The following is a 13,441-nucleotide window of genomic DNA, read 5'->3' on the forward strand; positions in this document are numbered from 1 at the left end:
CTGAGCGGGCGGGGTGGCCTGAGCGGCCGAGCGGCCTGAGTGGGCGTCCGGTGGCTCAGGCGACGACGGGCGGCGCGGTGGTCTGGGGCTTCTCCGGCACGGGCCCCGGCCCGGCCTCGGCACCCGGCTCGAACCCGGCGAGCATCCGCTCCAGCGCCGCCTGGTCGGGCCCGACGAACGGATCGGAGCCCGGCGCCAGGCTCAGCGTGTCCAGCATCCGCCCGATCAGCCCCGGCGCCGGCGGCAGGTGCACGGACAGCACCAGCTCCGGGTCCATCTCCTGCAGCGGCTTCAGCGCCTGCCCGAACCGGCGGTCCTCCACCAGGTGCACCCACGGGCTGTCGATCGTCGCCCACAGCAGCTGCCCGGCCCGGAGCTCCTCCGCGCCCACCGCCCGTACGTCCTCGCCCTCCGCCAGCTCGGCGGACGGCAGGGGCGAGCCGAAGCAGTCGGAGCTGAAGCAGGTGCGGGACCGGTCGTCGTAGAAGCCGACCGTGGCCGGGTTGTCGTACAGCGGCGGCCGGAACGCACGCAGGGTGCGGTCGCCCACGTCCAGCGACTGCCCCGGATTGAGCAGGTACACCCGGTCCATCGGCAGCGGCCGCTCCGTCGACATGATCCCGGCGCCGATGTACGTGGTGACGATCCGCGCCTCCGGGGCGGCGGCCAGCAGCGCGAACAGCCCGCCGGTGTGGTCCCGGTCGGGGTGCGTGAGCCAGATCCAGCGGACGTCCGCTGGGTCGACGGCCTCAGCGACCGCGGACACGAAGTCCCGGTCGGGCAGCCCGAGACCGGTGTCCACCACCACCGGCTCCCGGGCGTGCACGACGAACGCGTTGACGGCGAGGAAACCGATCCCCGGCACGGGCAGCGAGTCGCTCAGGACCGTGGTGTCCCGGCCGGCCTTGTGTGCGGTCATGGCGGCGCTCCTCTTCCCCCGGGTCGAGCGCTCGCGGCCGAGGCGGACACCTCCGCACCCCCATCGTGCACCCGCGGGGACCGCCGCGCACCGGCGCGCGCCACGGGCCGGGCAGGGGCCCGCGGCGCGCCGCCCGGGCCCCGCACGCGTGGACGGTCAGCCGGCGACGAGCTCGGGGTGGTGGCGCCGGGCCACCTCGGGGTGGGCCCGCACCCAGCCCTTCAACTCGTTGCGCCCGTACTCGGCGTGCAGCGGGTTCTCCCGGTCCTGGGCGACCCCGGGGGCGTCCTTCAGATACGGGCCGGGCACCGTCTCGATCACCGCGTCCAGCCGGGGGTTGTAGAAGAACGGCACGGAGAACCGCTCCACCGCCCCGGGAGGGCTCACCACCCGGTGGTCGGTCGCCGACAGGTACCCGTCGGTCGCGATCTCCAGCAGCTCGCCCAGATTGACGACGAACGCGCCGGGCCGGGGCGGCACGTCCAGATATCCGTCGCCGGACCGCACCTGCAGACCGCCCACCTCGTCCTGGAGCAGCAGCGTCAGAAAGCCGTAGTCCTTGTGCGCGCCCACCCCCTGGCCGTCCCCCTCCGGCGCCGAACCGGGGTAGCGGACGAGCTTGGTGTGCAGGTGCGGCCGCTCGGCGAACGCGTCGTCGAAGAAGTCGGCGGGCGCGCCCAGCGCGGTCAGCAGCTCCCGCAGCAGCCGGTGCGCCACGGCCGCGAGCCGGTCCTGCCAGTCGAGGACGGCCGTGCGCAGTTCCGGCAGCGCCGCGGGCCACTGGTTGGGCCCCTCCAGCCACAGGTACGCCGGGTCGTCCGGGCCCACCGCGGGAGCGGGGCGTTCGGCGCCCACGTCCAGCTGGTCGCGCCAGTCGGAACGGCCGCCGGTCAGCTCGTGCCCGACGCGCGTGTAGCCCCGGAAGTGCGGCGAGTTCAGATTGCTGAGCGCCAGCCGGTCGGCCTCGGGCAGTGCGAAGAACGCCCTGGTCAGCTCCATGATCCGGGCGATCTCCCGCTCGCTGACACCATGCCCGGTCAGATGCAGGAACCCCACGTCGCGGGCCGCGGCGAGCAAGTCCCGGTGGAACGCCTCGCGGGTGCGCGGGTCGTCGGCGGCGGACAGGTCGATGACGGGCAGGACCGGGGCGGCGGAGGGGGCGGCGGTGGCGGTCGTGGCAGGCATGGTGTGGCTTCCGTTTCGCGTGTGACGAGGCCCTGCTGCCCGAGGATGACGGGAACGCGGCGTACGGAAGGCTCCGGCGGGAGTGTGCCGGGAGGGTGCGTCGCTGCAGGACCGGTGGAGAGGTGGAGAAGGGGAGAAGTCAGTCCTGGCGCAGACAGCTCATGGTCGTGACGCGCACGTAGTCGACGTGTCGGCGCATCACGAGAAGAGTCACCCGGACAGGGTAACGCGCCGCGATCACGAGCGCTCCGAGACGTCCGCCACACACCCCGCGGACACCCCTCCGCAACCCTTCGGCCATCCGCGACACGCCGATCCGGCCAACGGTGAGGAGTCTCACAAAATGCCGATTCCGTTCGAAGATCCCTCCCGAAATGGGTCAAGATCCTTGACGACGACAAGCCCTCGCCGCCGTGGCGAGGCGGTCCGGGCGGACGCCGAGTCCTGCCGCCGTCCGGATCTGGTCGACACGAAGTGGATCGGCAGGAGTGGAGGACCCAGCAGTACGGGACGTGCCCGCCAGGGCCGTTCCTTGGGGTGAAGCCGCGTCAGCGGCCGGGCAACTTCGCAGCCCGAACCCGACAGGTCATCCTTCGCAGGCGGATGACGAAGGGTTGCGCATGACCGCGCAGAATCACGTTCCGTCCAAGCTGTCCCGGACCGGCGCCGTCTCGGCGCTGACCGTCGCCGCCCTCGCCGGCACCCTGCTGGCACCGGGGGCCACCCCCGAGGCGCAGGCGCAGACGGCAGGTCCGTCGTACGCGACGAAGGCCCTCAACGTGGCCGCGTCGAAGAAGGGCTCCCCCTACAAGTACGGGGCCGCCGGGCCGACCCGGTTCGACTGCTCCGGCCTGACGCTGTATGCCTACAAGAAGGCCGGCAAGAACCTGCCGCGCACCGCGCAGCAGCAGTACAACAAGACACGCCACATCTCGGCGTCCAGCCTCCGCAAGGGCGACCTGGTGTTCTTCCACTCCGGCGGCCGGGTGTACCACGTCGGCATCTACGCCGGCAGCAACCGCATCTGGCACTCCCCGAAGGCCGGCTCCGTGGTCAAGCTGGAGCGGCTCTGGACCAGCAAGGTCCTGTTCGGCCGGGTCCGCTGAGACCCCGCGGGGCATGCTCGGTGCCCCGGGTGGCGCCGTGCCGGTATCCCGGACCGCCACCCAGGGCCTGACGGCCGGACAGGCCAGCGCCCTTGTCTCGAACCTGACCGGCCGCCAGGCCCAGGACCCGGCCCCGGACCGGCCCGCGAGGGCTCCGGCACATGAAGTCCCGCCCATGAGTGTGCCCCCGGACCATCATGTCCGGGGGCACGCTTCGAGGGCCGCCTCCGAGGGGTGGGCGGGTCCTACAGTCCCGGCACCAGTCCGAGCACGGGCGCCACCGGGGCGACGACCTGCCGCAGCTGCCCCAGCTGCTGCACGCCGCTGAGCCCGCCGAACTGCTCGGTCACCTTCGGCACCTGGTGGCGGTGGTCCTCGTCGACCCCGCTCGTGGCGAGGTCGTCCACCTGGCTGAGGAGCGAGGGGCCGCCGGGGCCGATCGGCACGACGGACGCGTTCGCGGCGGGCGCGGCGAGAGCGGACGCCCCGGCGGCGAACGCGAGGGCGGCGAGCATACGGTGAGTCTTGGTCATACCCGGATCAACGGCGCCACCCGCCCCCAGGACACGGTCCCGCGACCGCCGCCCCGGCTCCCGGCGAGAACCGCACCGGTGCGCCCGCGCGGTGACGCCGCCCGCATCGGCCCCACCGGCGCCGGGCGGCGCCGCGCGCGGCACCGCGTTAGGCTCGTCGGATGGCGAAGTACTTCGATGTGCACCCCGACGACCCGCAGCGCCGCGTGATCGGCAGCGTGGCCGAGATGATCCGCTCCGGCGCCCTCGTCGCGTACCCCACCGACTCCTGCTACGCGCTCGGCTGCAAGCTGGGGAACCGCGAGGGGCTGTCGCGCATCCGCACCATCCGGAACCTGGACGACCGCCACCACTTCACGCTCGTCTGCCAGAACTTCGCCCAGCTCGGCCAGTTCGTGCAGATCGACAACGACGTGTTCCGGGCGCTGAAGGCCGCCACCCCCGGCAGCTACACCTTCATCCTCCCCGCGACGAAGGAGGTGCCGCGCCAGCTCCAGCACCCGAAGAAGAAGACCGTCGGGGTCCGCATCCCCGACCACACCGTGACCCAGGCGCTCCTGGCCGAGCTCGGCGAGCCGCTCGTGTCCAGCACGCTGCTGCTGCCGGGGGAGGAGGAGCCGATGACGCAGGGCTGGGAGATCAAGGACCAGCTCGACCACGTCGTCGACGCCGTCCTCGACTCGGGCGACTGCGGTACGGCCCCGACGACCGTCGTCGACTTCTCGGGCGGAGCCCCGGAGATCGTCCGCCGGGGCGCGGGCGACCCCTCCCGCTTCGAGTAGCCCCTCCTGCCGGCGCCCCTGTCGGTGGCGGGTGCTTGACTTTCCGCATGAACGACGACGCCCAGCGGCTCCTGGCGGAGGTGGCCCGCCTCACCTGGCCGGACACCACGGACCTGACCTGCCCGGAGCCGGGCCACGCGGCGGGCCACACCTGCCTCGCCCGGCCCGGCCGGACCGACGCCGAGGCCGTGGCACGGGAGTTGACGGCCCGTTACGGCGGTCCGGGACCCGTCACCGCCGCCGCCCTCGCGGCGCTGCCCCGCCTGGACGGCACGGCCTGGCGGCACGTGTGGACGTTCAGCAGCCGCTGGATAGCGTCCGGCCGGGCCGCGGACGGGCGCCCGGCCCTCGTCGTGGCGCGGCGGACCGTGCCCTCCGTCAGCGACCTGCCGCCGGGCGCCTCCTGGCTGGAGCGCCTGACGGCCGTGACGGGATGGGACCGGACCCCCGCCCTGTCGATCGACTGGGCGGAACACGAAGCGCGCCTGGGCACGCCCCTGCCCGGCGACTTCAAGGCGACCGTGGACGCCTTCGGTACGGGCCTGTTCGACGGGTTCCTGGAGCTGAACGACCCGGAGCGGATCCGTCAGGACGCGGCGGCGCACGCCCGGTCCGGTCCCGCGCCCTGGCGGCCCCACCCCGCCTACCCGGCGCCGGGTGGCCTGCTGCCCTGGTCGGCCAACGAACACGAGCAGACCTTCTACTGGCTCACCGGGGACCCGGACCCGGACCGGTGGCCGGTGTACGCCACGGAGGTCGGCCCCCACGAGGGGCAGCTGTTCGACTGCACGGCCACCGAGTTCCTGTACCGGCAGCTCACCGAGCCCGGCCATCCGTACGGACCGGCGGCGGCGTTCGCGGCCCACTGGTTCCTGCCGGCCGGCTGACCGGCACCGCCCGGCGCGTCACAGCCGCTCGTGCGCGACCTCGTCGTCGCCGGGGCGCTCGTCACCGTGCCTGCGCCGCGCCTTGAGCAGCCGCAGCCGGTCGAGGCGCGAGATGACCGGTGAGGCGCTGACCCCGTGCAGGACCACCGACGCCAGGATGGTGAAGGTCACCACGGCCCACAGCTCACCGGCCGGGACGTGGAATCCCTCCGCGCCGAGCGCGTACGCGAGGTAGAACAGCGAGCCGATGCCCCGGATGCCGAAGAACGCCGTCACCACGCGCTCCCGGGGACCCGCGGCGGTACCCAGCTGCGCCACCCACCCGGTCACGGGCCGGATGGCGAGCAGCAGCAGCAGACCCACCAGGGCGCCCTGCCAGGTCAGCCCGGCGAGGCCGCCGCGCGCGACGAACGCGCCCAGCAGGAAGAGCAGCCCGGCCGTCATCAGCCGCTCGATCTGCTCCACGAAGTCGTGCAGCACGGCGTGGTAGCCGTGCGCGCGCTCGGCCGCGCGGATGCGGCAGGCGGTGACGAACACGGCGAGGAACCCGTACCCGTGGGCGAGCTCCGTGACCCCGTACGCGAGGAACGTGGCGCCCAGCGCGACGAAGCCGTCCCGGTGCTCGGACAGCCGCATCGCCTGCCATCCGGCGCGGAAGAACAGCCAGCCGAGCAGCTTGCCCACGGCGATGCCCGCCAGGACGCCGACGACGCACTTGTAGACCACGTCGACCAGCAGCCACTCCCCGACCCAGTCCCCGGACAGCCCGGCCCCGGCGGCGCCGGCCAGCGCGACCGCCGCCATGACGACGGGGAAGGCCAGCCCGTCGTTGAGCCCCGCCTCACTGGTCAGCGCGAACCGCACCTCGTCCTCGTCGTGCTCCGACTCGGTCGGCGCGCCGACCCGCACCTCGGACGCCAGCACCGGGTCGGTCGGCGCCAGCACGGCGGCGAGCAGCAGCGCGGCGGCCGGCGGCCAGTCCAGCAGCCACCAGGCGAGCAGACCGGTGACGACGATGGTCAGCGGCATCGTCACGCCCAGCAGACGCCACGACGCCTGCCACTGCCGCCACCCCACGGGCCGGTTCAGCGCCAGCCCGGCACCCATCAGCGACACGATGACGCAGATCTCCGTGAGGTGCTCCACCCACACCCGGTGGCCCACGGGGTCGACCTCGGGCAGCGGCAGCGGCAACGCCGCGAACAGCAGCCCGCACAGCAGGAAGACGAGCGGCATCGACAGCGGCCGCCCCGCCACGAGCCGCGGCAGCACGGCGGCGGCCAGCGCTCCGGCCCCGAACAGCGTGAAGAGGAAGTCACCCGAGATCACCGCAGACATGTGCCCCAGCCACCCCATGGGTACGCCCCCCACCCGAGCGACCCACCCGTCACACGACACATCCGGGTACGCACACAGGCGCGAGATGAGTACAGGTGCTCAGTCCCCGCGGCCCGCCCGCCGCCGACGATGACGAGCGACATCGCCGCCACCGGGAGACTCCTCATGCTCAGCCGCCTCGCCCATGCCGTGGTCCCCGCCTTCGGCCGCCTCACGGTGACCGCCGACCGGGACGCGGACCTCGCGCCGGGCAGCATCGTCGTCGCCAACCACACCTCCCTCGCCGACCCGGCCGTCGTCCTGGCCGCACTGCACCGCCTCGGTGTCCGGCCGGTCGTCATGGCGGCCGCCGGGCTGTGGCGGATCCCGCTGCTCGGCGGTGCCCTCGCCCGCGGCGGCCACATCCCCGTGCACCGGGGCGACCGCCGGGCCGCCGACGCCCTCGACCTGGCGGAGGCGGCGCTGAAGCGGGACCGGATCGTCCTCATCTACGCCGAAGGGGGAATCCCCACCCGCGAGGACGCCGCCGAGGCGCCGCCCGGACCCTTCCGCACCGGCCTGTCCCGCCTCGCGGAGCGCACCGGCGCCCCGGTCGTCCCGCTGGGCCAGGCGGGCGCCCGCCGGATCACGTCCGGGAACCCCGTCAAGCAGGTGGCGGGCGTCCTCACCGCCCCGCTGCGCCGCCCCGCCCTGCACGTCCATGTGGGCGCCCCGCTGACCCCGGCCGGCGACCGCGCCCTCACCACGAGCCGGGCCCACGCCGCGGTGACGGCCGCCTGGCGGACCGCTGTCACCCACCTCGACGGGCCCGCCGCCCTCGCCGCGTAGACGTGCAGGCCCACGGGCGCGCACCACATCGCGGGCCCCCGCACGCCGCCCGCCCCGGCGCTTCCGGCGGTCGCCCGCCGGCGGGCGGGTAAAGCCGTTGTCGACGCCCCCGGGTTCCGGCAGCATTCCCGCCATGGATCATCAAAAGCCCTCTGACGTGCTGCGCTTCGAACATGTCGAGCTGCGCCGATGGCGCGCGGACGACATCGACGCCCTGCACCGGCTGATCACCGAGTCGCGTGACCACCTGCTGCCGTGGATGCCCTTCGCCGCCACCCACGACCGGAAGCAGGGAGAGCGGTTCCTGGCGTTCGCCGAGGAGCAGTGGACCACGGGGCAGGCGTTCGCCTACGCGATCACCTCGGAGGGGCACGCCGTGGGCAGTTGCGGGGTGCACCGCCGGATCGGGCCGGGCGGCGTGGACCTCGGGTACTGGCTCCATCCCGCGTGGACGGGCCGGGGACTGGCCACGATGGCCGCCGCGGCGCTGGTCGGGGCGGCTCGCGAGCTGCCGGGGATCGACCGCGTCGAGATCCACCACGACGAGGCCAACCCCGCGAGCGGCGCCGTCGCGGCCCGCCTGGGCTTCACGGAGGTCGCGCGCGTGCGTGCGCCGGAGGGCCCCGAGGCCCCCGGAGAGACCGGCGTCCATGTGATCTGGCGCCTGCGCACGGGGGCCGGCGAGAACGAGCGGGTCCACCCGGAGACCGCGGCGCGCTGAGCCCGGTGGGGCCGGACACGTACGCGTGTCGTTCGTGAGGCGGCCGGGGACGTACGCGTGCCGTTCGTGAGGCGGCTGGAGACGTACGCGTGCCGTTCGTGAGGCGGCCGCGGGGACCGGGGCGCACCGGGCGGGGCGCCGTGGCGATGCGGCGGCGGCGCGGAGTGAGCCGTGACGCGGACCGCCACGGGGAGGCGGGCCCGAGACCGGAAGGAGAGAGTACGTATGTCCACCGAGGCGAGCGGGATGATCGAGTGCCGGCCTGGAGCCCGGCTGTGGGGTCCGGAGGACGAGGACTCCCGATGGCAGGCCGCCGTCGACCTCTGGCTGCTCAACAACGGCAACTCCTACGACGCGTTCGCCTGCCTCTTCGGGGTGCGCAACAGCTTCGGGTTCGAACCGCTCGCCGAGGGGCGCGGGTTCCCGCCGGACGCCTCGGAGACGGTGCGCGCGGAATTCGCGGCCTGTGGCGGACCACGCGACGTGCACGGCACCACCTGGATCACCTGGGCGGAACTGGCGCGCGCCGACTGGGGGATGACGGACCGCTCGGGAAGCAGGAGCCGGGAATCGGTCGCGGGAGACGGGACCCACTGGGGGCCCGTGTGGAGCGTGATGCGCACGCTGGGGGAGGTGCACGGCCCGGAGAACGTCCGGCTCGTCGTCTGGTTCCACTGACCGCGCGTCGCCGGGCGGTCGACCCGTCCGCGAGCGGCCGGACGGGTTCATACAAGCGGACGAGCGGGTTTCGGTCGTTCGGAAGCGTTCCGACACGCGCCCGCCGGTCCATCGATGAACCGTTTCTGCCCTTGCTGTCCCGCCTTGCCGCGTAGTGGGCCGACATTGGCTCGCTTCTCTCGTTTCGCGCCATCCGGCCTGCGTGCGTACGGCGGGCCTTCGTGCGCCGTGCACCATACGCATGCGAGCGATCACCCTTGGTGGGGCTCCATGTCCCCTCGGCCCCGCGCACGCGGGGGCCCGACGCACCGCATGTCCTAGGAGACCGATGTCCTCTCGTCGCTTCGCGCGCGCCGTCGTGTGTGCCGCGGTCACCACAGCGTTCCTCGGCACCCTCACCGCGGGCGGCGCCTCCGCCGCCGACCGCACCAACCAGGACCTGTTCAACAAGACCGACGGCAGCCGCCTGGCCCTCCTCAACGACTCCACCGGCGAGGGCGCCACCGCGATCAGCCTGCGCGACCCCGGCTGGAAGTACCGCACCGAGAACTGGGACGAGGTCGGCGGTGCCTGGGAGAACGGCCGGTGGACCATGACGTTCAAGAACCAGGCGGCCGGCAAGTGCCTCCAGCCGTCCTCCGCCACCCCCACCCGCGGCACGACCGTGGTCGTCCGCACCTGTGACGGCTCCGACCTGCAGCGCTGGGTCCTGCGCCCCGAGTACGACAACAACTCCCGCTGGTGGATCTGGCAGCCCAAGGTCGCCCAGTCCCTGGCCCTGACCCTGAACCGCTACAGCGACGGCAGTTGGAACACCCTCTACCTCAACACCGCCATGCCCACCGACGACCGGCTGTGGCGTCTCGGCGCCAACGACGCCGCCTGGTAGTACCTCCCGGCGACCACTTCCCCGGCTCCCTCTCGGGCCCGGCCATCAGGCCGGGCCCGAGGCACGCCGGGCCGGGCCGGAGGCATGTCCGCCCCGCCCCGGGCGCGCCGGGCCGGGCCGGGCCCCGAGTCATGAGGCCCGGCCGAAACAGTGTCAGGCGCCGCGCGGACGACGGCTGTCTCGAGGTCCCAGCCGCCGGGTCCCGCGCGAAGACCCGGGGCGCCGCCTCCGCACCCCGGCCCCTCGCCCCCTGCCGGGCGCCGCAGCGATCTCGCCCGGGCCGCTCCCGCGGCGCGGGTCAGCGCGACAGCCTGTAGCGGACGCCGTCGTCGGACGCGCCGGTCCGCGTGAACCCGGCCCTCTCGACCACCGCGTGGGACGGGGCGTTGTCCTGCTCGACCGTCGCGCGCAGCGCCGTCAGCTCCGGCCGGGTGAACGCCCAGCCGGCCAGGGCGCGCAGGGCCTCGGTGGCGTAGCCCTTGCCGCGTTCCGCCGTCACGATGTCGTACCCGACTTCCGCCTCCCCGTCGGCGCCGGGCGCGGCGTGGAAACCGATGCCGCCCACGGCGCGGCCGTCGGAGGCGCGGACGATGGCGTACGCACCCCAGCCCGGCCGGTACGAGCCGGCCTCGTGCGCCCGCACCACCATGCCCCCGGAGAACCGCGTCCCCTCCTCCGGGCCGCCGCCCGCCCACGCGAACCCGCCGCTGCCGCCCTCGTGCAGATCCGCCGCGAGACGGGGCCCGAGCTCGCACAGGACCAGCCGCTCGGAGCGGATCGGGTCGGCGAACCACTGCCACGCGCCGAGGCGCGGCAGGCCGCCGAGCTCACCGCGGCCCGTGGCCCACAGCAGCGCCCGCCACGGGTCGCCGTCGCGAGGGACGTGCGGGAACAGCCGCTCCAGCACCCGTGCGCACAGGTGCGCCGGTGGCTGCCAGTCGTGCACGCCGTGCGCGGTGAGGATGTCGTGGGTGTGCACGAGCGCCTCGACGACCCCCATGGCCGCGAACCCGTCCCCGCCCGCCACGCCGTACGGATGCCAGGCCCGGACGTCCGGGGGCGTGCGGAACACGGCCGCGGCCAGCAGCCCTCCCGTGGCCTCCAGCACGCGGAGCAGGCCGTCGGGGGTGGTGCCGGGCGCCGCCACGACCTCGAAGGGGGCGTACCCGTGGGTCGCACGGCCCGTCAGCTGGGTGGCGTATCCGGTGAAGTCGTCGGCGATGTGGACGGCCGTGTCGTGGCAGCTCCACTCCAGGCCGTTCGCCGGAACGGACCAGTCCCGGTCGGTCACCCCGCGCAGCGCGGAGGTGGTGGCGGCGACCGCCTCGTCGATGTCCTGTGGACCCATGATCGGCATGGGGGCGACCCTATGCGGCGGCCCCCGCCCCGTACACGGGTTTTCCGCGGTCATCCCCGCCGTACCGGCAACTCCCGCAGGGGATCGCCGCCGTCGGTGAAGACCCGCCCTCCGGGCGCGAGGGCTGCGGCGACACGGGCCATCACCAGGCGCCCCGCCTCCGGATGGCGTCCGTCGAGCGCGCCGACCCGGAAGGCGAAGACGAGGTCGAACGGCCCTTCTCCGGGCTCCGGTGCAACTCCTCGGCGGCGCACAGCCGTACGGTGAGGCGGCCGGAGGCGATCTCGTCGGCGCAGGCGGCCCGCGCCCGCGCCACCGCGGCCGCCGACCGGTCGATCGCCAGGATGTGCCCGGTGTCCAGCCGCGCGGCGACAGCGCGGGCGGCGGCTCCCGGCCCGCACCCGATCTCCAGCACCCGCAGATGCGGGGCGAGCGGCAGCGCGGCGACGGCTTCGGCGAGACGGGGCGAGAGCTGCGGCATACCCCGACGGTACGCACCCGGCGCCGCCGGGCGGTGCCGACGGCGCCGGGCCGTCCGAGAGCGCGCCCGACGGTGTCCGGCGGGGCCCGGGGGCCGCCTGGCCGCGAGCGCTCCCCGGCGGGCGCACGCGGGCGAAGGGCCGTGCCGACCGGGTTGTCTCCGGTCGGCACGGCCCGGGGCCGCCGCGCCGCGAGGGTGTCGTCGCCGTGAGCGCCGCTGCGGCCGTCCCGCCTAGGAGGAGCAGGAACAGGAGCAGCAGGCGTCGTCGACCCGTACGTCGTCGATGACCGGGCCGTACGCGCCCGCCACGGTGCTGGTGAAGCCGAGCGTCGTGGTCGGCCCGTTGGCCACGAACGTCACCTGCCGGGTCACATAGCCCATGGCGGCGCGGGTCTTGCCGGTGGAGTCGAAAGAGAAGTCCTGGAAGTTCTGCCCGTCCACCAGGACCCGGCCCGTCTTCACGGCCGGGCCGCCCTCCGGGTTCGCCGCCAGCGCGTAGGTGACGGTGTACTTCCTGCCGGCCGTGGTGGTGAAGGTCTGCGACACCGTGCCGGGCTGCGTGGCGTTGAGGTCGACGGACTGGTCCCCCTCGGCGGCCTGCCAGAAGCCGGCGCCGATGTGGTCCACCGCCCCGCTCGTCACCCGCCACGGGCCGATGCTCTGGCCGCTGGACACCGTCTGGAACGAGTTCGCCGGGGCGGTCGGGTACTCGAAGCTGCCGTCGTCGAAGCGGCTCGCCGCCGAGGCCGGGGCGGCCATCGCCACGACCGTCCCGGCCGCGAGCAGGCCGGCCGCGACCGTGGTGGCGAAGGAGCGGGATAACGCCATGGTGCCCTCCTGGGATGAGTGATGATCCGGTGGAGCACGTTCAGCGTCCCGGCTGCGGGAGAGGCGCGAGAAGGGGGCCGGCCGGGTGTGCGGGAGCGCCCGCCGCTCGGCGTGGTGCGCGGGCGCTCCCCGGCAGTCGCCCGAGCGGGCGGGCCGGCGCGGACCCCGGCGCGCACGCCCACCGCGAACCGGCCACGGGCCGCGCGGCCCGCGCCACGACGGCCGCGCGGTTCTCGCCGACCGTGGCGGCGGGAGCGGCGCGGTGCGCCGCATGAAGGCGGACGGTGAACGGGCGAACGGTACGGGGTGTGCCCGCCGGGCGGGGTTCCGGGGCGCGGTCTAGCGCAGCGCGGCGGCGACAAGGCCTTCGAGAGGTTCGCGCGCCACCTCTCCGCCGGACACCAGCCGGTCGAAGACCAGCCCGTCGACACAGGTCAGCAGTGTGTGGGTGCGGGTCTCCACATCCGGCACCCCCCGCTGGGCGAGGAACAGCCGGACGGCCTCGCGGCCGGCGTTCTCACGGGGGATGAGGATCTCGCGCAGCTCGGGGTCCCGCACGCTCTCGACGGCGCACGCGTAGCGGGCGAGCGAGCGTCGGCGGCCCTCTCCGGTGAGCCGCTGACGGGTCAGCGATACCAGAGCGTCCACCAGCTCCCCGGACGTACGGATGGGGGCGAGGCGTTCGGCCATCGTCTGCAGCTCCGCCTGGTCGAGCCGGACGAGGCGCGTGACGAGTGCGGTGAGCAGCGCGGCCCGGGTGCGGAAGTACGCCGACGTGGTGCCGGCGGGCAGCGCCGCCCGCCGGTCGACCGCCCGGTGCGTCAGGCCGCGCATCCCTTCGTCGGCCAGTACGTCGAGAGCCGCGTCCGCGAGGAGGGTGCGCCGATCCGAAGCCATGGCTCCTTTCTA

15 protein-coding genes and 1 riboswitch are annotated in these 13,441 nt (G+C 74.4%); of the genes, 7 read left to right on the forward strand and 8 right to left on the reverse strand.

Translation table 11 applies throughout. From position 1 onward, the window contains the following. Positions 1-55 precede the first annotated feature (55 nt). On the reverse strand, positions 56-919 hold the full coding sequence (locus tag ACSUPT_RS28350; protein ID WP_399218391.1) for an MBL fold metallo-hydrolase: 864 nt from the start codon (positions 917-919) through the stop codon (positions 56-58). Between the two features lie 156 nt (positions 920-1,075). Beyond that, entirely contained in the window at positions 1,076-2,104 is a 1,029-nt protein-coding gene (locus tag ACSUPT_RS28355) for an isopenicillin N synthase family dioxygenase (RefSeq protein ID WP_361664816.1), read from the reverse strand. A gap of 442 nt (positions 2,105-2,546) precedes the next feature. After that, positions 2,547-2,721: riboswitch (cyclic di-AMP (ydaO/yuaA leader) on the forward strand. A 3-nt stretch (positions 2,722-2,724) separates the two neighbouring features. Here ACSUPT_RS28355 and ACSUPT_RS28360 point away from each other — a divergent pair. Next, a complete protein-coding gene (locus ACSUPT_RS28360) occupies positions 2,725-3,210 on the forward strand; it encodes a C40 family peptidase (RefSeq protein WP_351968394.1) in 486 nt (161 codons plus the stop codon). Positions 3,211-3,455: 245 nt separating this feature from the next. Here ACSUPT_RS28360 and ACSUPT_RS28365 read toward each other — a convergent pair whose 3' ends face one another. Continuing rightward, positions 3,456-3,743 carry a hypothetical protein gene (locus tag ACSUPT_RS28365; protein ID WP_351968393.1) on the reverse strand — a complete coding sequence of 96 codons (288 nt, stop codon included), beginning with the start codon at positions 3,741-3,743 and terminating at the stop codon, positions 3,456-3,458. Positions 3,744-3,904: 161 nt separating this feature from the next. Between ACSUPT_RS28365 and ACSUPT_RS28370 the strand changes: the two genes are divergently transcribed. Both ACSUPT_RS28370 and ACSUPT_RS28375 read left to right on the forward strand, forming a co-directional pair. Further along, entirely contained in the window at positions 3,905-4,525 is a 621-nt protein-coding gene (locus ACSUPT_RS28370) for an L-threonylcarbamoyladenylate synthase (protein WP_351968392.1), read from the forward strand. A 47-nt stretch (positions 4,526-4,572) separates the two neighbouring features. Then, positions 4,573-5,412, forward strand: a complete 840-nt coding sequence (locus ACSUPT_RS28375) for a hypothetical protein (RefSeq protein WP_351968391.1) — start codon at positions 4,573-4,575, stop codon at positions 5,410-5,412. Between the two features lie 18 nt (positions 5,413-5,430). On the opposite strand, the gene ACSUPT_RS28380 is transcribed toward ACSUPT_RS28375, so the two are convergent. Next, positions 5,431-6,750: a cation:proton antiporter gene (locus ACSUPT_RS28380; RefSeq protein ID WP_436946062.1), complete on the reverse strand. Its 1,320-nt coding sequence runs from the start codon at positions 6,748-6,750 to the stop codon at positions 5,431-5,433. Between the two features lie 165 nt (positions 6,751-6,915). On the opposite strand from ACSUPT_RS28380, the gene ACSUPT_RS28385 reads away from it, so the two are divergent. From ACSUPT_RS28385 to ACSUPT_RS28400, 4 genes are all read left to right on the forward strand, one after another. Further along, positions 6,916-7,578 (forward strand): lysophospholipid acyltransferase family protein, encoded by a 663-nt coding sequence (locus ACSUPT_RS28385; RefSeq protein WP_351968404.1) that lies wholly within the window; start codon positions 6,916-6,918, stop codon positions 7,576-7,578. Between the two features lie 133 nt (positions 7,579-7,711). Further along, entirely contained in the window at positions 7,712-8,299 is a 588-nt protein-coding gene (locus tag ACSUPT_RS28390) for a GNAT family N-acetyltransferase (protein ID WP_351968389.1), read from the forward strand. Positions 8,300-8,524: 225 nt separating this feature from the next. Beyond that, complete coding sequence (locus ACSUPT_RS28395; RefSeq protein WP_365727036.1) at positions 8,525-8,977, forward strand: hypothetical protein; 453 nt, start codon at positions 8,525-8,527, stop codon at positions 8,975-8,977. Positions 8,978-9,305: 328 nt separating this feature from the next. Further along, positions 9,306-9,866, forward strand: a complete 561-nt coding sequence (locus ACSUPT_RS28400; protein WP_351966083.1) for an RICIN domain-containing protein — start codon at positions 9,306-9,308, stop codon at positions 9,864-9,866. Between the two features lie 298 nt (positions 9,867-10,164). On the opposite strand, the gene ACSUPT_RS28405 is transcribed toward ACSUPT_RS28400, so the two are convergent. The 4 genes from ACSUPT_RS28405 to ACSUPT_RS28420 form a co-directional block, all read right to left on the reverse strand. Then, positions 10,165-11,223 (reverse strand): GNAT family N-acetyltransferase, encoded by a 1,059-nt coding sequence (locus tag ACSUPT_RS28405; protein WP_436946063.1) that lies wholly within the window; start codon positions 11,221-11,223, stop codon positions 10,165-10,167. A gap of 142 nt (positions 11,224-11,365) precedes the next feature. Continuing rightward, positions 11,366-11,704, reverse strand: a complete 339-nt coding sequence (locus tag ACSUPT_RS28410) for a methyltransferase domain-containing protein (protein ID WP_436946064.1) — start codon at positions 11,702-11,704, stop codon at positions 11,366-11,368. A 231-nt stretch (positions 11,705-11,935) separates the two neighbouring features. Then, entirely contained in the window at positions 11,936-12,532 is a 597-nt protein-coding gene (locus tag ACSUPT_RS28415) for a choice-of-anchor C family protein (RefSeq protein WP_361659580.1), read from the reverse strand. A 339-nt stretch (positions 12,533-12,871) separates the two neighbouring features. Beyond that, positions 12,872-13,429 carry a TetR/AcrR family transcriptional regulator gene (locus ACSUPT_RS28420; protein WP_436946065.1) on the reverse strand — a complete coding sequence of 186 codons (558 nt, stop codon included), beginning with the start codon at positions 13,427-13,429 and terminating at the stop codon, positions 12,872-12,874. Positions 13,430-13,441 lie beyond the last annotated feature (12 nt).

It is taken from the genome of Streptomyces sp. SudanB25_2051, from assembly GCF_964272635.1.
In the GTDB taxonomy this organism is placed as follows: Bacteria; Actinomycetota; Actinomycetes; order Streptomycetales; family Streptomycetaceae; genus Streptomyces.

What these genes read in the sequence shown, in the direction of transcription:
- ACSUPT_RS28350 (WP_399218391.1), bottom strand. Translation starts at nt 919, where the DNA reads ATGACCGCACACAAGGCCGGCCGGGACACCACGGTCCTGAGCGACTCG.
- ACSUPT_RS28355 (WP_361664816.1), bottom strand. Translation starts at nt 2,104, where the DNA reads ATGCCTGCCACGACCGCCACCGCCGCCCCCTCCGCCGCCCCGGTCCTG.
- ACSUPT_RS28360 (WP_351968394.1), top strand. Translation starts at nt 2,725, where the DNA reads ATGACCGCGCAGAATCACGTTCCGTCCAAGCTGTCCCGGACCGGCGCC.
- ACSUPT_RS28365 (WP_351968393.1), bottom strand. Translation starts at nt 3,743, where the DNA reads ATGACCAAGACTCACCGTATGCTCGCCGCCCTCGCGTTCGCCGCCGGG.
- ACSUPT_RS28370 (WP_351968392.1), top strand. Translation starts at nt 3,905, where the DNA reads ATGGCGAAGTACTTCGATGTGCACCCCGACGACCCGCAGCGCCGCGTG.
- ACSUPT_RS28375 (WP_351968391.1), top strand. Translation starts at nt 4,573, where the DNA reads ATGAACGACGACGCCCAGCGGCTCCTGGCGGAGGTGGCCCGCCTCACC.
- ACSUPT_RS28380 (WP_436946062.1), bottom strand. Translation starts at nt 6,750, where the DNA reads ATGTCTGCGGTGATCTCGGGTGACTTCCTCTTCACGCTGTTCGGGGCC.
- ACSUPT_RS28385 (WP_351968404.1), top strand. Translation starts at nt 6,916, where the DNA reads ATGCTCAGCCGCCTCGCCCATGCCGTGGTCCCCGCCTTCGGCCGCCTC.
- ACSUPT_RS28390 (WP_351968389.1), top strand. Translation starts at nt 7,712, where the DNA reads ATGGATCATCAAAAGCCCTCTGACGTGCTGCGCTTCGAACATGTCGAG.
- ACSUPT_RS28395 (WP_365727036.1), top strand. Translation starts at nt 8,525, where the DNA reads ATGTCCACCGAGGCGAGCGGGATGATCGAGTGCCGGCCTGGAGCCCGG.
- ACSUPT_RS28400 (WP_351966083.1), top strand. Translation starts at nt 9,306, where the DNA reads ATGTCCTCTCGTCGCTTCGCGCGCGCCGTCGTGTGTGCCGCGGTCACC.
- ACSUPT_RS28405 (WP_436946063.1), bottom strand. Translation starts at nt 11,223, where the DNA reads ATGCCGATCATGGGTCCACAGGACATCGACGAGGCGGTCGCCGCCACC.
- ACSUPT_RS28410 (WP_436946064.1), bottom strand. Translation starts at nt 11,704, where the DNA reads ATGCCGCAGCTCTCGCCCCGTCTCGCCGAAGCCGTCGCCGCGCTGCCG.
- ACSUPT_RS28415 (WP_361659580.1), bottom strand. Translation starts at nt 12,532, where the DNA reads ATGGCGTTATCCCGCTCCTTCGCCACCACGGTCGCGGCCGGCCTGCTC.
- ACSUPT_RS28420 (WP_436946065.1), bottom strand. Translation starts at nt 13,429, where the DNA reads ATGGCTTCGGATCGGCGCACCCTCCTCGCGGACGCGGCTCTCGACGTA.